Source organism: Novipirellula methanifontis, assembly GCF_052161655.1.
Taxonomy (GTDB): Bacteria; Planctomycetota; Planctomycetia; order Pirellulales; family Pirellulaceae; genus Novipirellula.
The window spans coordinates 3278771-3297819 of record NZ_CP197418.1 but is presented as its reverse complement, the minus strand read 5'-3'; the positions used below and the strand labels follow the sequence as shown (position 1 = coordinate 3297819).

The window sequence follows — 19049 nt, the reverse complement described above, 5'->3', positions numbered from 1 at the left end:
TCGTTACTCCACATAAATGAATTGACTGGTGTTCAGCAGCACTCTCGCTAGCGTTGCTTCACCGTGCGTTTGCATCAATGTTCGCAGCATTGTTCGCTCGTCGTCGTTGGGATATCGCCCCCACGTCCATTGGCAGGCGAGATCAATTTGTTGATCTGCTGTGCTGGACGGGTTTGTCGTTTTGATTCTCTCTGCAAAGTGTTTCGACATCGCGTCGGTCAAACGATTGTTCCACTGCGTCAGAGCTTGAAGGGCCGTGGTCGATTCATCACGCTGAGGGACACTGATCGAGGGATCGGCACAATCGAGTGTCGTCATCATCGGCTGCGGCTGGCTACGGACGACAAAGCGATAGATGCTGCGGCGATGCGACTTGGGGTCATTAGGATCGTGAAGATGGTATTCATAGTGAGGTGAATGCTGGGGTTTCTCGATCACGAAGTCCTGGAAACTCGGGCCTCCACGTTCGTCCAATCGCAGCACGCCGCTGATCGAAAGCAGGGAGTCGCGAAACTCTTCGGCGGTCAACCGACGGCGATTAAATCGCCATAGCAGCGTGTTGTTTGAATCGATTGCGGCATTGTGGTCATCCGCGGAACTCGCTCGGCGGTACGCTCCGCTGGTGACCATCAATCGCACGATCGCCTTGATCGATTGTTGAGGATCGTCTCGCAGTCGGGTGGCCAAATAATCGAGCAGTTCAGGATGTGTCGGCAGCGTCCCCATCCGGCCAAAATCATTCGGCGTGCTAACCAACGGCTGACCAAACACCCACTGCCAAAGCCGATTGGCCATACTCCGCCACACCAACGGATTGTCACGAGCGGTGAGGTAGTGAGCCAAACAGGCTCGCGAGTCGGCCTCGTCTTCGTTATTGGCGGCACACGCGGCGTGTGATGCCTGATTCCACAACACCGGAAGCCCCGGAGCCAAACGGTCACCCGGTGTTCGCAGGTCACCGCGGTGCAGTAAATGGATCGGGCGAGGCTTGCCTTCGGTCGGTTTGAATTTCCCTTGGGTTTCGAAGTGAGTAGCCGCCGCGTAAACCTTCACGCCAACGGGAAATTGATTTTGTTGGGTTCGCAGATCGCTAAGCGACTGAGTGATTTTCGTTAGACGTGAATCGAAGTCGGCTGTGTCCAAGTTTTGCAGCACCTTGGCTCGATCGCGTTGCAGTTGGATCAGGTTGGCGATTGCCAGTTCACCTTCGACCCGGCGATAAGCAATGCCGTCAGTCAGATTTTTGACACTCCATCTTGGCTCGGCCTCGATGCTGTCCAACGAACTGACCGCAGCATGCAGAGCCACATTTTCACTCGACTCGGAATCCAACGCTTCAATTTCGCCCAGCGCAAAAATGAAATCGTTGCGTCGCGGTGACAACTTGGTTGCCGTCAAACGCAGAAAACGAAAGGCCGGCCCTGCCGTTTCCGCCACGATTTTCTCTAGCTTTGGATTTGGTTGGTCATCACTGCTGGCGTCAAGCACGCAGCGTACCGACGCATCCGCAAACTGTTCGTCGTTAGAAACCTCGATGCGGTAACGCAACGGAAATCCAAAGCCAGCACCAATCGCGTTGTAATTGTCAAACGCGGGTGTCAACCGGATCAACGCGATCGAACGAACTGCTCCGAAATCAAGCTGCACCCACTTGGTCGTATCCGGGGCGGACGCAATTTGGCTGTGATAGCCGTACGCAACGGACTGCTCAATACCGTGCTTTTGAATCAGCTCCTCGATGCGACGATCCAATACTCGAGTGGGCTCGCCAATCACATGGTCCCGTTCGGCCTGAACTTCACTGCGCTGTTTCTCAAGCACCGCGATTTGTTCCGACAGCCGGCGACGTTGTTGTTCTTGTTCCGGCGACAACCCGGCGTAGATGCGATCCGCTCGATCGATCCCGGCAAACACAGCGTGCAATCGGTAGTAGTCGTCTGCCCGAATCGGATCAAATTTGTGATGGTGACATTGGGCACATTGCACCGTCGTGCTCATGAAAACGTTGAACACGGCGGAGACCATTTCGTCGCGGTCGAGATGTTTTGCAATCCGACCATCGAGTTTCCCTTCGCCCACCTCGGTGTGCCCGATGAAATCCCAGGGTCCCGCCGCGAGAAATCCTAGTCCGATGATTCCGTCGGGATCGCCCGGGAACAATGCGTCCCCCGCGACTTGTTCCTGGACAAACCGTGAATAGGGTTTGTCGTCATTGAAACTGCGAATGACATAGTCGCGGTAAGGCCATGCGTTGGTGCGTGGTTTGTCCTTGTCGTATCCATGCGTTTCCGCATAGCGAGCGACGTCCAGCCAATGTTGCCCCCACTTTTCACCAAAACGGGTTGAATCAAGCAGGCGATCCACCAGCTTCGTGTAAGCGTTTTTGGGATCTGACTTTACGTCTTCCAAGTACGTATCGATTTCCGCGACCGTGGGTGGCAGTCCGGTCAGATCGTAATGCAATCGCCGGACCAGCGTTGCCGGATCTGCGACGCCGACCGGTCGAAGATCGTTTGCTTCTAACTTGGCATCAATCAGCACATCGATTGGATGAGTGGGTTCGTTCTCGTTGATCGCCGGTGCTGCGATGGGGCGGAGCGACCACCAATCCAAATCAGAAACCGACGGTTCGGTTAACGTGACGTCATCGGGCCAAACCGCGCCGCCCTCGATCCATCGGCTCAGCATATCGATCTGTGCTTGCGAAAGCGGCGGAGCATCCTGAGGCATTTCCGCACTGCCATCGATTGGCGTGATCATTTCCATCAGCCGACTGGTATCGGCAAGGTCGGCCGAAATCGCACCACTGTCGATCAAGTCGGTTGCGGTGGTCAGCGAAAGGTCACCACGGCGCTGCACTTCGTTGTGACAGCTCAGGCAGTGCGTTGCCAGAATCGGAGCCACGTCTGTGGCGAAATCGACGGGGCTTGTGGTGGTGGCAGCCGGTGGCACCGCGGAAACGGAGGAATCGTTCGCCAGCGTTACAGCGATCCACGCCAGCGAAAAAGTGAAAGTCGCCCTAAAGGTCAAGCGACACATGGATAGGCAGGCAGCGGGAAACACGTGACATGCTTTCCTGGACGCGGATTCGGTGGCAGCGATGGTGGGTGTGAAAATAGCCCATCGCAGGTGAGGTGTTGCCAGTATAGCAGGATCTAACAGTATAGCAGGATCTCACCGCCCTGAGTGTTTTCCGCTGCCACGTCTCCGCTGATTCAATAGAACACTGCTCTATAGAATTACGCGACCTTTTTGCCGCAGGGTGCACGCAGGTCGAACAAGCCAAAGATCTCTTCACGGCTGAATCCGCCAGCCGCCACAGGGCCACCCTGCTCGGAGAACAACGCATCAAACATTTCGCGTTTCTGGTCCAACACCGCCGCGATTCGTTGTTCGATCGTGTTCATGGCCAACATCCGCGTCACCGTGACGGCGCCCTTGGCCCCGATCCGATGCGCTCGGTTGATCGCTTGGTCTTCGATCGCGGGATTCCACCAACGGTCAAACAAGAAGACGTATTCACAGAACTGCAGGTTCAAGCCGACGCTTCCCGCGCCGTAGCTCATCAAGATCACGTGGCTGTTAGGATCGTTTTTGAATTTGTCGATCACTCCTTCGCGTTGCTTGTGAGGGATCCGGCCGTGATACTCCAAAGGCCCAAATCGCTCGAGTGCCGGTTTCATCTGATCGATGCTTTTGACCCATTGGCTAAATACAATCGCTTTCTTTCCACTCGCAGCCACTTCTTCCATGTCGGCGACCAAACGCTCGAGCTTGGTGCTGCTGCCCGAGACCGGATCAAAGTTGCAGATTTGTTTTAGCCGCAGCACTAATTCGAATACGTGCTGGATCGTCAACATCTCGTCAAGTTTTTCAAGCTGAATCACCCCTTCGGATTCCGCTTGCTCGTACGTCGACCACTGCTCGGCGGTTAAGTCGAGTTCAGCATCGCGATACAATTTCGGCGGCATATCCTCAAGCACCATGTCTTTGGTGCGACGCAAAATATACTCACGCGATGCGGCAGCCATCTGTGGCAGTGGCATACCGGCTTGCAGGAACCCTGGCGATAGGAACTCAAAAATCCCAACCAAGTCGTCGGGAGAATTCTCAACCGGGGTTCCAGTCAATGCCCACGATCGCGTCCGCGGAATCGCGCGCACAATCTCGCTCGTTGTGCTGTTACGATTTTTGATCCGCTGCGCCTCGTCAAGTGCGACGAGGTCAAAGTGCAATCCGCTTTCAAGGACCGTTTCCTTGTCTCGCATCAATAATTCATAGTTCGCAATCTTGACCGGGATCTCAGGCGATCGCCACTGGAATTCGCGTTTCGCCGCATTGCCTTCGATCGCAACAACAGGGATCTCGGGTGCCCAGACACGGAACTCACGTATCCAATTCGACACAAGTGGTTTTGGGCAAACCAACAAAATGCTACGAACTTCGCCACTACAAAGCAGCAAGCGGATCGTGCTGATCGCCTGCATCGTTTTTCCCAATCCCATCTCATCCGCTAACACGCATGCGAACCGCGGAAACATGAACGCGATCCCATCCAATTGGTACGGGAACGGTTCGAAGGGAAAATTCAATTGACCGCTGCCAACCAATAGATCCAGCGGCGGTTGCAGCAAGTAGTACAAACGATCCTGCAGTTTGACAACATCGTTGGGCGGTTTGATGCGATGGCGTTTGCGATCCACCTTCGGCTTCTTTTTCGTCGCATCAGCAATCTTCAGCTGGCTCGATTCGTTACCCGGCGCAGCTGGCTTCGCATTGGGCGGTATCCACTGATTTGCCTCGGGAAACAAGAATCCCGTTACGCGCGGCGTCAACGGCGAGAGTCGGATCGGTAACGATCGCGGTTCGATGGCGTCGATCGTTAGCTCGTAGGTATTTCTTGGAACAAGATCGCTCTCGTGCCAGCTCGCTTGCGAGTTAATCTCGACGTTCAACATAGTGACTTGGCTCTTTGCGTCCGTTTAAGCAGTAGCGAAAGCCGCGCGTGACCGTCGGTGGTCTGCGGTGCCAGCCGAAAGGCTTGGCGAATTTCGTTTCCCTAAGAATGAAAGTTCACGCAGCGCTAGGCGGCACGTGCAATTTGTGATTGGGCTTCGCGGATGGCTTCACGGATACGTTCAAACGGTTCGATCGCATCGGGCATGTCCTCAAAGTATTTGACCAATGCTTCGACCGCGTCAATTCGCTCCAGCGGCACATGCAGCGTCGCGTTGACAAGGGCGACTCGGGACGCCCCCATCAGCATGTCGTCAGTAATCGGCCCCTCTTCACTTTCGGCTGCCTCGGAAACGAGTGCGACCGGAACATCGCCTCTCGAATTCAGCGTCAGCGATTCGACTTGGTCGCAACACAACAGCGACATCGGCGTGCGACATCGGGTGACCAGCATCGGCCCAATGATTTCACCGATCAAATGTTCACGCATTGTCGTGCCGAACAGGATCTCGTGAGCTCGCGAAGGACGGACCGGCAACGTGCATTGAAACTCCACTGGGCGACCGCCACGATTTAAAATCAGCAGCCCCCCGGTCCAACCGGTTCGGTCGTCTTGTACCACCGTAAAGTATCCAATCGTCGGGTTGGTCGGATCGGGCATTCAGTTCGTAACGGGGGCTAGAGTAAAAATTTCGGGTAATCAAACGAGAATTTGCCACGAACGGAGTCAAATCGATTCCCGTCGCTGCTGACGTCTCCGCCAGCTGAGTCTCCGGCCAGCTGAGTCTACCGGCAACTGGCAAAACGCAGCGGGATCGTGGCAGGCAAGTCCCTAGCGATGTCATCGGCGTTCCGGTCCTGTCGACTTTAACGGCTGAATTCGTAAATCCGGCGGCTGGTAACCCAGGCAAGTTGTGACGTCAAGGCGATTTAGACAGGAAGCCCGGCAAGTTCGCAGGGGGGTCTTAGAATTTTTGATTGTCAGCACGGTTTGCTCGACAACTCCATTTTTTGCTGGTTATACTCGGGGCAATCAGAATGCCAGCACAAAAGTAGCAATCACGCTCTCGCCGCCCGTCGGCTTCTCGAAATTTTGTTCGGGCATAATCACAATGGTGACTCCATTGTGGCCATTGGATGTGCCCACTGACCTTATCGCCCCTGCAGTTGACGCAATAGGAAATAACGCCCATGTCTTACGACCAGGAACCTGCCTCGCCTATGTTCCGCATTGACGTTTCTCCCGAATCCGGAGCCGATTCTTCGATCTCGGAGAGCCGCTTGACCATCGAGCTATTGCGTCAGATGGTGGCGAGCCAAAATCAACAGAATCGCTTGCTGCAAGATTTGATCCAACAAAACGCATCGATTCAAAAACAACGTGCTGGTGAATTGCAGCAGTGGAAAGATTCCAACCCCGAGCTGTCTCGCGCTTGCCGGCGTGCCGCCGAAACGCTCAGCCGAGTACAAACCGGATTCTTAGATTCGTTGACCGAAGAGATCCTGGAAAATGAAGAACATTTGATGGAGGGCGAATTCATGCTCAATGAATTTGTCGATCGCTTCGGACCTCGCTTGGCTCACCTAAACGGAGTGCTGCAAGTCTTGGCACAACTGGGTACCGGACAACCGATCCAGAACTCGTGACGCCCGCCCCGTTACCTTTTCGACACCGGTAACATCGATTTACCGGTGATGTCGACAAACGGGTGAAGTGGACCGAGTCACAAAGCAGAACTCATTTCGAGTTCTGCTTCTCGCTTCTGCACTCTCCCGCCAAGAACGCATACAACCCAACTAGCGTCTTGGCGTCTCGGATTCGCCCCTCGGCAATCCAATTGCGAACGTCGTCGCGAGTCGCAATGCAATTCTCAATCTGCTCCGTCGCTTCACGGGCATGGTTGCCCTCGGTTAAATCCCGTGCAACGTACAGCAGCATCAATTCATCGCTGATGCCGGGAGCCGAATAGAACTCATGGACCAAACTTACTGATTTGGCTTGATAGCCGGTTTCTTCGATGAGTTCGCGAAATGCGGTCTTTTCCGCTGGTTCATCTGCTTCTCGCGTACCAGCGGGCAATTCCAAAAGCGTTTCACCAACGGTGGGGCGATGATTTTGAATCATCACAATCGTGTCGTCATCAATCAGCGGCAAGATGACAACGGCGCCGGGATGTCGAACCACCTCGCGAACATAGGTCTTGCCATCCTTTCCGATCAACGACATCGCATGGACGTTGAAGCGAGCCCCGCGAAGTACAATTTTTTCGTCGGGTTTCGTGGAATCCGTCTGGTTCATTTCGGTGAAGTCCGTTTCTCGGTGCAATGACGGTTGCTCTGGGAGGTGACGGCATTAGCCGCAGATCCACCGTCGTGAAAAAAACCTCACTACCTCGTCACAGGCATTCTACTCATCACAGGCACTTTTCAGTGCCGATGGTTTTCGGAGGCAGCGGGCGTCGGAATGCCGCGTCCTGCCCCACATTGTGCCAGAAATCCACCGAGTTTTCACCCAGCGCCCAGCACAGACAGGCGGGTTGGCGGTTCACAATGGCCGGGAAATCAATGTTTCCATTGAGCGGCAAATGAGGCTCGACCCCAAGTTCGGTCAGCTCGATGATGCATTGTTCCAATCTCGCTTCCTCATCCTGCAATGTCACCCGAATGTCGTTGACTTCGTCGCGATACGAGGGGTGGTCCATCGTTTCCGCTAATTTGTCGATTCCTGCAATTTGATCTCGCTGTCGATCAATCGCTTGGCTTAACTGCAAGGCGTCGCGGAGGATCGTCCGCAAAAGCGGCAACATCTCTGTCGCCCTTTCGCGAGTGAAAACTTTCCCTCGGACGGGCATGGAGTTATCGTCGCTAGATATTGCTCGTACCATTTTGTTTGAACCGATTGGGGCTAGCAGCGGACCTGTATTTTTGCAGATTGCGCCGATTTTCACTCAAGAAAACCGGCTATGGCGGCACTCACACAGAGGTGTCTACCTAACAGTACGACGAACGAAAAGCCCTAATGGTTCCGGAGTGCCTAAAAACTCGCCTACAACATTTCATTTTACGATGACGGTTAATGCTGCCAAAAACGCCAGATTTGGGGCGTTTGAGCAACTTTGGGGCCGAAACAGAGCCCGCTACGAGATGCCACCATTACCTGATGGGTGGGCGAAAGGTCAAATTCCGGGGTTTGTCAAGGCATAATTCCTTGACTGATGCTATTTTTGACTTAGAGTTCATTGTGTCAGGAAAGCGGGTATACACGGAGCGATCCTGCGGACACAACCGGCCTACGTGCGATGATCATAGTCATTGAGATCAGCAAGCGGGATCAACGAAGCACCTGCTTCAAGCGGATCTCATTCGACTGAGGCACTGTGTGCATCGGGACTGTAGGCATAATAAGTTTGAAGAATCAGGGCCGGTTAGGAAAGGACTGGAATCAATGTTAGTTTTATCGAGAAAGAAAAACGAAAGCATCGTTATCAACAACGATATCCGAATCGTGGTTGTCGAGATCCGTGGGGACAAAGTCCGCTTGGGCGTCGAAGCCCCACGTGAGGTGCCTGTTCATCGCCGGGAAGTCTACGACGCGATTCAACGCAGTCGGGAATCAGGCGACACGCCAGTCGAGTCCTGATAGGACCGGGTGATGTCCCTATCACCCTGGGTTCGTTCCTAACCACAATCTCGCAGCCATTTGTGCCTGCGATGATCTTTGCTCGCAGTTGTTGAAAACTGCGAGTATTTTTTTGCGCGGTTGCTGAGGCTATTGTTGCTGCAAGCTCACGTGCACATCAAGCTTCCGAGCTCGTAAGCCTGCGTTGTGCATTCTCCATGCCGCCCAACCATCGCCGGAGTGGTTCCAGCGATTTACATTGGCGGGTTTTCTCGGGATTGAAAGTCGGCTGGAGTTAAAACCAACGGCAGAGACAAGGCAAAGAACAAAAAGTTTTTCACTTAAACGCCGTGTTTTCCTACAAGCCAGAACTTTTTTCCGCCGAGAATGAATATCAAGGGATGTGAACCCTTGACGAGAGTTAGTGGTCTTAGCTAAAAACTCTCTCACAGTGATCAACGCGTTGCGGAGTTTGTCACACGCCTTAGGGCGAGGACATTTCCACAATTCATGGCCCCTTCGTCTAGCGGTCCAGGACACCGCCCTTTCACGGCGGTAACACGGGTTCGAGTCCCGTAGGGGTCACTGATACACACTAAACCCTGTGGCGAGAGCATCCGCTCGAAGCCACGGGGTTTTTTCATTGTTTGGAAGTCTTCGAAAGAAGTAAGGTTATCCCTTAAAAATTTTGGGGTGAACCTAGAAAGAGCGTCAAAGCTCCTCTTCTGAACAAAGCAAAGTATTGCTAGACTAAGTGAAGTTCTACCCCGTGGTGTAATGGTAACACTGCTGATTTTGGTTCAGCCATTCAAGGTTCGAGTCCTTGCGGGGTAGCTGACGTTCCCATCGTGTAACGTCCCAAGTCATCAAACGCCCGCAACCTGCGGGCGTTTTTCGTTTCAGGGTGGTCGGTTTAGGATGCGCGATTCATTGCTCGGGATCGGCATCGATGAAACCACCGTCGGATTTGTCGCGGTGATCGTCACCGTTGCTGACAAATTTAGGCTTTACCTGCGACAGCCCTCGCGACGGCTGAAAAACCGTCAATTGTGCCCAGCTCGTCTGGACTACAATATCGGCTGATCCCTCTTCTCCTTCCGGACTTCTTTCTACGGACGACTAAGATGAAACGACGGCAATTTCTGGGTGCGAGTGTCGCGATGACTGCGGCCGCTTTGACGCCAAGACTGGTTCTTGCACTGGATAAAAACAACATCTACCGAAAAGTAATCGGGATCCAGCTGTACACATTGCGAAACCAGATCAAAGACGATGTTGCCGGGACATTGAAGGCCGTTGCCGATGCAGGCTACAAGCAGGTCGAGCCGTATGGTTTTCCCAACGCGAAACCGATGATCGATGCCGCTCGCGATAACGGACTTGCCATTCATTCCTCGCACTTTGATTGGGACTCGGTGGTCAATCCCGACGACAAAGGGGTGCCTCCATTCTCGGAAATTTTAGAGAAGGCCAAGGATGCCGGGCTGACTCATTTGGTGGTTCCCTACTTAGCAGACAAAAACCGCACCACGCTCGACGACTATAAAGTGACGGCACATCGCTGCAACAAGGCGGCCGAAGAAGCTCACGCGGCTGGGATCCAGCTGGCGTATCACAACCATGCCTTTGAGTTCGAGCCAAAAGAGGGCGGTAAGTACGGCTACGAAGTGCTGATGGACGAGTTCTCGGACCAAATGAAATTTGAGGTCGATATCTTTTGGGTCCAGCTTGGCGGTCACAATCCTGCGGAGTTGATTCGCAAGCTGAAGGGACGCGTGTCTCAGTTGCACTTAAAAGATCTGAATAAACAAACGCCTGTGCCGACTTACAACGGAGTCGCCAACGAAGCCTTCGAAGAGCTCGGAGACGGAGTGATTCCGATGGACCCGATCTTCGCAGCCGCAGCCGAGGCTGGCGTGGTTCACTGTCACGTCGAGCAGGACCAGTCGCCTGACCCACTGGCAAGCATCCGCCAAAGCATGACGCACCTAAAAAAGATGTAGCCCAAACACGCGTCGTAACAACAATCCCGTAGCGAAACTCGTTAACAGTTTCGATCCGATTGATTTTGATCGAAACTCATGGCGACCTCCCCTACCGATTTTCGGATAGGCACTCAGTTGAAAACTACCCTTCGGATTGCACAACTGCGGTCGTGGCGGCGGGCTGAACCCCGAGACGCCGCAGCATTACCTTACCTCGCTGAGTCAGATCGGTGATGAATTTGAACTGGTCTCGTCCGTCAATCGGGTAGGCCTTCAACCGGTAATGCGTCCCCCAAGGTTTTTCAGCGGCGACAACAAGGATTGGTTTGCGAATCTGCAGATAGGGGCTCGCCAAAGCCACATCGTTAAGCTTTTGCTGTACTAGTCGACCATCGTGATCGGGGTGCAAGTAAAAGTCGGCGACACACATCAGTTCGCGTTTGCCTGTGTTGTTGTTGTAGATCGCCGTGGTCCATATTTTGCTGTGGGGCACCGCAACCACCGTGTCGTCCGGAGTCACGATCTGAACCGTTCGCAAGTCAAGTGATCGGACCTCCCCATAGGTATCGTCGATCCTGACCCAATCTCCGTTTCGGTAGGGCCGTTCGTACAACGCCACCACTCCTGCGATCAGACTGCTGGCGTAATCCTTGAACGCAAACCCCAGTGCGACGGCCAATGCACCCGAGATCGCCAGCAAATTTTGTGGCGTGGGATAAATGAACAGTGGGATGATGTAGGCCGCCACAAACAGCAGCATCATCGCGCGCAAGATCGGTTCCCAGGGCAGGATCCACAAGCGGAAGCGATCCGGCACGCGCTCCGCAAGCCTCGGAATAATCCATTTGATGATCCAAGCCAATGTGAAGCCTGCGACCAGAACGAAAGTTGCCTCAAACAGATGGATTTCACTCCACTCGCGTAAGATTCGTGTGACCTCTTCTTGCGAGGCTTTGGCGTCGGGCATGATCAATGGCTCCTAATCGAAAGCCACGGGGTGGGGTTAAAACGCATCCGTCAGAAACCCTTCGCTTTGCAGGTCTCGTCGGACGATCGGGTACGCGACCAAATTCACTCGCAATACATCGTCCTGTTCGTCGAGAAAGTGCGCTCTGCACAGTTCACGGACGCGGCGATAGATTTCATCACGCGAAAACGGCAGGATGGCAAGCAGCGAGGCGAGCGACAGCCCCCCATGCAGCAGCACGGCATGCAGAACGAAGCGGTGCATGCGGTCGCTATCGACGGGGAATTGCGGCGGCGTGAGTTTGTCGGGCGAGACGACCCAGAGGACGGATTCGGTTTTGCGAGCGACGCTGGGCGATTCATCGCTGTTCGGGTTGTACGTTCGCAGACATGCATTCCACTTCGCGCGAGCTACACCTGGGTTGCCATGTGCGACCACCGCCAAACTGGTCAAAATATCAGATCTTCCATTCGCTGGCTTGGCCTTCTCGTTTTCGCTCCCATTTCCCGCTTCGGTCAGCTCGGGGAAAATAGGTTGCTCGTTGCTTGTACGTCGGAACTCGATTTGTCCAACGGGTAATGTGCGGCGGAGCCATGTGTCCAGTCGAGCTTCGTCCAGCGGTGCCAAGGTGAGCGGCGGACCGAGAATGTCTTCGATGCCAACGGCGTGCTGCAGGAAAGTCCATGCCCAACTGTCACATCCAATCAACACCCGGTTCCGGCGAGTGATCAACTGCTCAACGAGTTGCCGCACCAGAGTCAAGCCATCCTCGTGACGCAAGTACCATTTTTCCAAGTGCGGAACGACCAAAATCTCACCACTCGACTCGTCCCCAGCATTTGCCGCCGAATCACCAGACGGAGTTGTCTCGAGTTGATTCGCTGATTCCAGGATCGACTTCGGATCAGGAGCGGCAAGGGTGCGGAGCCGCCTTTGCTTAGCCAGCGTTTGCAGCACGCCTGAGATGTCGCAGCCAGGCGGCCCCACCAGCGGTTGGATCAGCAGAGTAGGCTGTTCGGACTTGAACCAATCGTCACCGAGTTTATTGGCCAGTTCGCTCGCGGCGTCCGACCAATCGGGGGCATGCGAAACAGATTTCAATAGCTCGTCAGCGGGACGGTCCCACTGAGACATTTCATCGATCGCCGGTGAGGACGGGGAACGCACAGAATGCTTGACCCAATTCCAAACACGCCGCAGGCTACCGCGGGCGGCATCGGAGGCAGGTGGCGTCGGAGCCACAAACTCGGCAACGGGAATATACGACCAGACCGATCGAGGCTCCTCCATTTGAATATGCTCTTTTCAAGACCGTCGGGTAAACACGCAGCAAATTGAACAAGCAGGCCAAGGGATTGTGCGTGACGAGCCGTTTGGTCGCAAACGGGCTCATCCAATCAACAAGTCACAATCCACGGTTGAGGCGGCCAACAATGCCCAAACAGCCAACGAAGCAATGCCCAAATACCTACGCGTGCCTGCTTGGACCTGCCTTACAGCTTACTCGCAGAGCGCTCCGTCCGCTGCATCGAAACGCGAAGAATGCTGCACGTGAACCATGCTACCGAGGGACCGAGCATCATGCCGGGGAACCTACGATTATTCGAGAGCCGTTTGCGTGTTCATCCGCGAGACTCACGGCCAGAATCAAAAGCGATCACTTGCAGAGAATGTCGTTTGGCTGACCAACCACATCCCCCCCCTCGAACCAACGACACGGATTCGCTGGTGAGGACGATCGGAACAATAAATGGCGGGCGGTAATGGACGAGGCAACGAGTCCTGCAGCTTGATTCAGACAAAAAGGACTCGTTGCCTCGTCCACTACGGAAAATGCCGCCAGCTATTCTTCCAAAGGTTCTAACCAGCGTCACTGCGTCCGATTTGTCGAAAGACGATGACTCTTCCGCACTCTGCCTAAAACTTTTTTTGAAAATGCAACTTGCATTCGGCACCCCACTCGCCTACTGTACTATGCAAAGCGGTACAGCTGGGTCAGTGAAAGAGGTTCGATGTTAACAATTCAAATTACGACCGGCAGCGACGTTCCGATCTTTCGTCAGATCGTAGAACAGATCCGCGCCGCGATCGCTAGCGGAAAGGTCCACACGGGTGACCCGCTACCAAGCGTCCGCGGCTTGGCAAGCGAATTGGTGATCAACCACAACACTGTGGCAAAAGCCTATTCCCAATTGACTCGCGATGGCGTCATTGAGAGCCAGCAGGGGCGTGGGTACTTCGTCGTTCAGCGACGTGAAATTTTTACCAAGGCAGAGCGTATTCGGCGAGTCAACGCCTTGATCGACCCTTTGGTAAGCGAGGCCGTTTTACTTGGTTTTTCGGAGCCAGAACTGGTAGCGCTCGTGCAAAAACAATGCTCAAAGGTGCTTGGCGATCAAAAAGGAAAAACATCATGATAGACACAGCAATGCCTGCGATTTATGCAGCGGGATTGACGCGTTATTTCGATCATCGCTGCGTCGTGAACCAATTGGATTTCGATGTTCCGCCTGGCAAAGTCACCGCGTTGTTGGGACTGAACGGAGCAGGGAAAACGACCACGATACGAATGATGATGGGATTGTTGGCACCGACGCGAGGCCGGAGCCAAATCCTGGGTGTCAATTCGCACGACTTGTCGCCCGAGCATCGTCGCCGGATCGGCTATTTGGTCGAAGGGCACTATTTGTATCCCTGGATGCGAGTCAGCGAGATTGCCAAATTCACTCGCTCATTCAACGATCACTGGGACCAGCAGCGATTCTCGGAAATTGTCGCCCACTTTGCCATCGACGCTAAACAACGCGCCGGCGACCTGAGTCGTGGTCAGCGAGCTGGCGTTAGCCTTGCGGCGACCTTGGCGGGCGATCCCGAGTTATTGATTTTGGATGATCCGGCGCTTGGGCTTGATCCGGTCAGTCGTCGATCGCTGAACGAAACACTGATTGATTTCGCGGGACAATCAACCAGTGATGGTCGACCGAGAACCGTCCTGCTGAGCACCCACTTGATTGACGATGTGGAGCGAATTGCCGACGAAATCGCGGTCATGATCGCAGGACGACTGCTGATCCACACCTCGCTTGCCGATTTCCAAACCAGGGTAAATCGTTACGCCATGGAGGTATCGCCCGAGGAAGATCCGACCGCCCTGTTGCAGAAATTGCAATCGATCGCTGCGGGGATTGTTGAAGTTCGCCTTGTCGGAAAACACATTTTGGTCTGTGTGGCGGATGCTCCCGGCGATTTCACCGAACAACTAAGATCGCTCTCGCATGGCGATGTCGAAGCACTGACGACTTCGCTCGACGATTTGGTGGTGGCCTACCTTTCACGCGAGCGTGCGGAGCATTCGTTTGTCACGTCGACGCCGTATGGCGGGAAAGCTCGTACCGATAACGATTCATTGGTTTCAACTCAGGAGCAATCGCGATGATGTTCTGGAAAGAGTGGCGTGAAGCGGTTCGCTTTCTACCAATCGCCATGATCGCTGCTGCGGTTTTATTGTGGATGAATCTGCCGAGCTCCGATGGTTGGACGACAGCACTGGTACAGCAGATAAGCTCGGTGACGGTGGTCGTTTCGGCACTTTATGCGATTGCCATTGGCTTGATGCAAACGTTGCCCGAACAACGCAGTGAGGTCCGCGGTTTGCTCTTTTCGCAGCCGATATCAAGGACGCGGATCTACCTTGCCAAGGTATTCGCTGCGATGGCGGTCCATAGTCTCGCGATTGCAATTCCAATGTTAATCGCTTGGGTCTGGCTCGCATCAGTCGCACCAGAGACGCGTCCAGCGTCCCCGATCTCACTTGCCGCAGGTGTATTCATTTGGATCGCTGGGTTTTCGTTTTATCCAGCCACCGTATGGATGGTTTCTCGCCGAGCACGTTGGGTGGGCTCGCGACCACTGCCGTTGTTAATTGCTGGATTGCCCGTCGGTTTGACCTCAGCCGCATGCGATTCGGCGACGTGGACCACGTTCGGGTACTGGATGATTCCCGTCGTGGCCATCTTGGCTGCGTTGTTGATCATTGCCCATCACGCTTATGTCGCACTTAGTGACCAGTCATCGCGATCCGCGTCCCATGGCATCAGAAGCCGGTTCGCGGCAATCGGTCTGACCCTCAGCGTGCTGTCGGTCTGGACGATCATCAGCTTCGTCATCTTTTCATTTGCTCATGAATTTGCCTATCGGCTCCCCGGTGACGTGCGGCAAACCCGAGTGGATTCAGACGGCGATCTCTATCAAACCGTGGAAGAGTATCGTTGGGATTCTGAAAAACAACGCAACGATTACATCGTGGTTCAAGCGAGGCCCGCAGTCGAAGCGAAACTCGAGTCGCCTTATGTTCGCCCCAGCGAAGCCGAAAAAATTTCGGCGGGTCGAAAGTTCACTTGGATCGAAGAAACGTTGATTGCGCCGGACCCCGGTTCTGATGACACTATGCTGTTTCAGCCGATTCCTAGCCAACAATACAACCAACTAAAATATGGCTACAGTTGGATCTATCATCGCGACGGATACTTCTTGCTGTATTCCAGCGACCAAAGCAACCGATCGACTCCCAAGCTTGCGGGCTTGTTTGATCGTGGCGGTATAGGATCAAGCTCGCAACCGTTTGATGCGTTTGACCCAATGATCTGGGGCAATGCTGCAATTCCCTATGTCGACGTTCTTGTCGACCACAACGGCATTTATCAAATTCAAGATGCTCCGCTCAAAGCGAAACCACTTTTGCAAGAACACGTCGATGCTGTTTGCTCGTTCAGCAACTTGGCAGGCCATGGCCCGACCGCCGTCGTCACCAGCGGAAATGAAATGTCGCTTTTCCACATCCACAGTACCAATGCCGATGTCTCGCAGTGGTTAAGGTCACCACAACGGGACGAGTATTTCCAAGTAACCCGACTTGGCATACCGAAACTTGAATTGGAAAAGTTCCAAACAATTCAGCTGCCATCGATATGGTTTGAAGTTCCCGGTAATCCCGAAGGCCAAATCGTAGATTTTGGTGACGATGGTTTTCTGTTGCTGAAAAGCAATTGGTTTTACCGTGCGGTCACGATTCGCATCGGAGCCGACGGTAAAGTAGGAGAAATCAAGCAGTACATGCTTGGCGATTTCCCCGCTGATTCGCCCACGATTGCGATGGCCCAAGGATGCATCCCTCCGCTGATTCAGTTGGCGTCAGCCGCAGAATCGATGTTTCGCTCGAAAACGAATGGGGGAACATACACCAGCCATGTTACGAATCGTTATATCGGTTGGCTCATCGCTGCGACTGTTCTGCATATTTTGGTTGCAATCGGGTTGACGATTGCTGCGTGTCGTCGGCGTTCACTTCGTCGTCGTGATCGATTACGATGGCTCATAATCACACCTCTGTTTGGGGTTGCAACTCCGTTGGCGGTTTTGTCGCTGCACCATCGTATTGTGAAAGTGGTTTGCGAGAGTTGTGGAAAAGAAAAACGCGTTGATGACGCCACGTGTCCTCACTGCGATGCCGACTGGACCTCACCTCCTCGCACAGGAATTGAGGTGTTTGCACGAGAAGAGTGAGGGTTAGCCCCACCGCCATCAAGCAAGTCGCTCGATAGACGTCGGTAAAACGTCTGCTCAGATTACTCTGTCGAATGACTCACTTCGACTTGCGCAAGATGACTTGGTGAGGGCCTTGATTCGTCCCGTCAAAGTTCACATTGACCATCAATTTAATTTTGCCGCTCGGAAGCTTGATCTTTGTGCGATGACCGCGTTGTTGATTAGCAGCAATGTCGATTGTTTGATCGATCGTTTCCGTGGTGATGGTCGCAGTTCCCATGGGATGGTCATCCGAGGCAAGGATGACTTCGATTTCATAGTCGGCTGCCTGATCCGCTTCCAACAACCAATACCCGTTGGAATCCGCTCCCCAAGGCCTGCCATGATCGTGTCGCCAATCTTGTCGAGTCAGCACCGTTTCGGTCTCGTGAGGCGTCCCGATGATGATCCGAGGCGGCGCATAGTTATCGGGCCGCGTCGAGCTAACGTCGGCAAACCAATGCTCGTAATTTTTCTTCAGTCGCTGGACCACTTCGGGATGCTGGGCCGCGAGATCATGTTGCTGACGCGGATCGCGGCTCAAGTCGTACAATTCCAACTGCGGTTCGCCCTCGAAACTTTCGTTACCAAATCCGCTGGGGTGAACCAGTTTCCACGGTGTCTCGTGGATGGCGAAGTGATGGTATTGCTGAGGAACGTCACCGCGATGCGTTTGAAAAACGATTTGTCGCGTCGGCCATTTCGTTTGTTCTTGGGTCAATAGCGGCAAAAAGCTGCGTCCATCTAGATGATGACTCGCTGGAACCTCGACTCCGCAGGCATCCAAGATTGTGGGCAAGATATCGATGTGGGCACACATTGCCGCGGCTGTTTTGCCCGGTTGAACCTTTGCAGGCCATTGGAATAACAACGGCGAGCGAATCCCTCCGTCGTCGACACCTGTTTTCATTCCTCGCATATTGCCGACGAAGCGAGGCGAGTTTGGTCCATTGTCATTCAGGTACAGCACAATCGTATTTTGAGAAATGCCCAGTTCGGTGAGCTTCTGATTCAAGCGGCCCACGTTTTGATCGATGTTAGTGATCATGGCAGCGATCCGGGCGAGTTTGTCGGTCTCGTCCACCAGTCGTTTTGGATTGAGCTTGTTGACTAGAATCGGTGTGAAATCAACTTGCTTGTATTGTTCGTACAATTCCTCCGGCACATCATCGAACGGACCGTGTGGAGCGTTCGTCGCGATGTAAGTAAAAAAGGGCTTGCCGTCGTGGACGCTCTTGCTGACGAAATCCATTGCAGCATCAAAAAAGATATCGGTGCAATAGCCTTTCTTTGCCACTTCCTCACCGTTTTTGAACAGGATGGGGTCGGTATATTTGCCCTCCGCTCCGATCGGGTCGGAAGGTTGCCCGATGCCACCACCACGATGCACAAGGCTGTCCTGAAAACCCTGGTCCATTGCCCGTAACGGATAGTTGTCGCCGAGATGCCACTTGCCATAGATGCCCGTGCGATAGCCCGCGTCTCGCAAGAACTCGGCCATCGTCACTTCCTCCGCATCCATCATTGACCGGCCCACATAGGTGTCGATACATCGAGTGCGATAGTTGTAGCGGCCAGTCATCAGACTCGCTCGGGTCGGAGCGCACACGGGGCTGACGTAAAAGTGGCTCAAGTAGCCGCTGCGAGCATGCATCGCATCGAGCTCGGGCGTCCGAATAACCGAGTTGCCCATAAAACCATAGTCACCTACGCCTTGATCGTCACTCATAATCACGATCACGTTGGGACGCTCGTTTGCAGCCCGTTGATCCGCAGCGTCGCAAACGGAGTCGCCGAGAAAATGAGCTTCGACAATGAAAAGCAGCAGGAGAATGAGTTTAAAATTCACGTTGAATCCAGCGGTAACGATGGGCGGAGACGGAAGGCGAACGGGAGGCTTACTAAATCTTCCTGAATCACTTATTAATCGTAGCGGAAG

Annotated in this window: 14 protein-coding genes and 2 tRNA genes; 8 read left to right on the top strand and 8 right to left on the bottom strand. The window is 53.9% G+C overall.

Annotated features, from left to right (window positions below; translation table 11 throughout):
* Positions 1–3 precede the first annotated feature (3 nt).
* The 3 genes from SH528x_RS11790 to SH528x_RS11780 all read right to left on the bottom strand — a co-directional run bounded on the left by SH528x_RS11790 (position 4) and on the right by SH528x_RS11780 (position 5617).
* Positions 4–3039, bottom strand: coding sequence for a DUF1549 domain-containing protein (locus SH528x_RS11790; RefSeq protein WP_442510716.1), 3036 nt, complete (start codon positions 3037–3039; stop codon positions 4–6).
* Between the two features lie 200 nt (positions 3040–3239).
* Complete coding sequence (locus SH528x_RS11785) at positions 3240–4958, bottom strand: DEAD/DEAH box helicase (protein WP_442510715.1); 1719 nt, start codon at positions 4956–4958, stop codon at positions 3240–3242.
* A 125-nt stretch (positions 4959–5083) separates the two neighbouring features.
* The gene (locus SH528x_RS11780; RefSeq protein ID WP_442510714.1) at positions 5084–5617 is read right to left on the bottom strand and encodes a hypothetical protein; all 534 of its coding nucleotides are present in this window, start codon (positions 5615–5617) and stop codon (positions 5084–5086) included.
* Positions 5618–6147: 530 nt separating this feature from the next.
* On the opposite strand from SH528x_RS11780, the gene SH528x_RS11775 reads away from it, so the two are divergent.
* Positions 6148–6603, top strand: a complete 456-nt coding sequence (locus SH528x_RS11775; protein WP_442510713.1) for a hypothetical protein — start codon at positions 6148–6150, stop codon at positions 6601–6603.
* Positions 6604–6694: 91 nt separating this feature from the next.
* On the opposite strand, the gene SH528x_RS11770 is transcribed toward SH528x_RS11775, so the two are convergent.
* Positions 6695–7255: an NUDIX hydrolase gene (locus SH528x_RS11770; protein ID WP_442510712.1), complete on the bottom strand. Its 561-nt coding sequence runs from the start codon at positions 7253–7255 to the stop codon at positions 6695–6697.
* A gap of 115 nt (positions 7256–7370) precedes the next feature.
* The gene (locus tag SH528x_RS11765) at positions 7371–7808 is read right to left on the bottom strand and encodes a DUF2203 domain-containing protein (protein WP_442510711.1); all 438 of its coding nucleotides are present in this window, start codon (positions 7806–7808) and stop codon (positions 7371–7373) included.
* Positions 7809–8401: 593 nt separating this feature from the next.
* Here SH528x_RS11765 and csrA point away from each other — a divergent pair.
* From csrA to SH528x_RS11745, 4 genes are all read left to right on the top strand, one after another.
* The gene (gene csrA, locus SH528x_RS11760) at positions 8402–8596 is read left to right on the top strand and encodes a carbon storage regulator CsrA (RefSeq protein WP_442510710.1); all 195 of its coding nucleotides are present in this window, start codon (positions 8402–8404) and stop codon (positions 8594–8596) included.
* Positions 8597–9087: 491 nt separating this feature from the next.
* Positions 9088–9160 (top strand) — tRNA-Glu (locus SH528x_RS11755).
* 178 nt (positions 9161–9338) lie between these two features.
* A tRNA-Gln gene (locus SH528x_RS11750) sits at positions 9339–9409 on the top strand.
* 290 nt (positions 9410–9699) lie between these two features.
* Positions 9700–10578 (top strand): sugar phosphate isomerase/epimerase family protein, encoded by an 879-nt coding sequence (locus tag SH528x_RS11745; protein WP_442510709.1) that lies wholly within the window; start codon positions 9700–9702, stop codon positions 10576–10578.
* A gap of 124 nt (positions 10579–10702) precedes the next feature.
* Here the strand turns inward: SH528x_RS11745 and SH528x_RS11740 are convergent, their stop codons facing one another.
* Complete coding sequence (locus SH528x_RS11740) at positions 10703–11527, bottom strand: mechanosensitive ion channel family protein (RefSeq protein WP_442510708.1); 825 nt, start codon at positions 11525–11527, stop codon at positions 10703–10705.
* Between the two features lie 36 nt (positions 11528–11563).
* Positions 11564–12817, bottom strand: a complete 1254-nt coding sequence (locus tag SH528x_RS11735) for a hypothetical protein (RefSeq protein ID WP_442510707.1) — start codon at positions 12815–12817, stop codon at positions 11564–11566.
* Positions 12818–13539: 722 nt separating this feature from the next.
* On the opposite strand from SH528x_RS11735, the gene SH528x_RS11730 reads away from it, so the two are divergent.
* The 3 genes from SH528x_RS11730 to SH528x_RS11720 are packed head-to-tail and all read left to right on the top strand — an operon-like array spanning position 13540 to position 17089.
* Positions 13540–13944 (top strand): GntR family transcriptional regulator, encoded by a 405-nt coding sequence (locus SH528x_RS11730; protein WP_442510706.1) that lies wholly within the window; start codon positions 13540–13542, stop codon positions 13942–13944.
* Positions 13941–14963: an ABC transporter ATP-binding protein gene (locus SH528x_RS11725; RefSeq protein WP_442510705.1), complete on the top strand. Its 1023-nt coding sequence runs from the start codon at positions 13941–13943 to the stop codon at positions 14961–14963. The genes SH528x_RS11730 and SH528x_RS11725 overlap by 4 nt, the downstream gene beginning before the upstream one ends.
* On the top strand, positions 14960–17089 hold the full coding sequence (locus SH528x_RS11720) for an ABC transporter permease (RefSeq protein ID WP_442510704.1): 2130 nt from the start codon (positions 14960–14962) through the stop codon (positions 17087–17089). Before SH528x_RS11725 ends, SH528x_RS11720 begins: the two co-directional genes overlap by 4 nt.
* A 79-nt stretch (positions 17090–17168) precedes the next feature.
* On the opposite strand, the gene SH528x_RS11715 is transcribed toward SH528x_RS11720, so the two are convergent.
* On the bottom strand, positions 17169–18959 hold the full coding sequence (locus SH528x_RS11715) for an arylsulfatase (protein ID WP_442510703.1): 1791 nt from the start codon (positions 18957–18959) through the stop codon (positions 17169–17171).
* Between the last annotated feature and the right edge of the window lie 90 nt (positions 18960–19049).

Coding starts and splice junctions, on each gene's coding strand:
- SH528x_RS11780 (WP_442510714.1), bottom strand. CDS start 5,617: ATGCCCGATCCGACCAACCCGACGATTGGATACTTTACGGTGGTACAA.
- SH528x_RS11720 (WP_442510704.1), top strand. CDS start 14,960: ATGATGTTCTGGAAAGAGTGGCGTGAAGCGGTTCGCTTTCTACCAATC.
- SH528x_RS11770 (WP_442510712.1), bottom strand. CDS start 7,255: ATGAACCAGACGGATTCCACGAAACCCGACGAAAAAATTGTACTTCGC.
- SH528x_RS11790 (WP_442510716.1), bottom strand. CDS start 3,039: ATGTGTCGCTTGACCTTTAGGGCGACTTTCACTTTTTCGCTGGCGTGG.
- SH528x_RS11775 (WP_442510713.1), top strand. CDS start 6,148: ATGTCTTACGACCAGGAACCTGCCTCGCCTATGTTCCGCATTGACGTT.
- SH528x_RS11735 (WP_442510707.1), bottom strand. CDS start 12,817: ATGGAGGAGCCTCGATCGGTCTGGTCGTATATTCCCGTTGCCGAGTTT.
- SH528x_RS11765 (WP_442510711.1), bottom strand. CDS start 7,808: ATGCCCGTCCGAGGGAAAGTTTTCACTCGCGAAAGGGCGACAGAGATG.
- SH528x_RS11725 (WP_442510705.1), top strand. CDS start 13,941: ATGATAGACACAGCAATGCCTGCGATTTATGCAGCGGGATTGACGCGT.
- csrA (WP_442510710.1), top strand. CDS start 8,402: ATGTTAGTTTTATCGAGAAAGAAAAACGAAAGCATCGTTATCAACAAC.
- SH528x_RS11740 (WP_442510708.1), bottom strand. CDS start 11,527: ATGCCCGACGCCAAAGCCTCGCAAGAAGAGGTCACACGAATCTTACGC.
- SH528x_RS11745 (WP_442510709.1), top strand. CDS start 9,700: ATGAAACGACGGCAATTTCTGGGTGCGAGTGTCGCGATGACTGCGGCC.
- SH528x_RS11730 (WP_442510706.1), top strand. CDS start 13,540: ATGTTAACAATTCAAATTACGACCGGCAGCGACGTTCCGATCTTTCGT.
- SH528x_RS11785 (WP_442510715.1), bottom strand. CDS start 4,958: ATGTTGAACGTCGAGATTAACTCGCAAGCGAGCTGGCACGAGAGCGAT.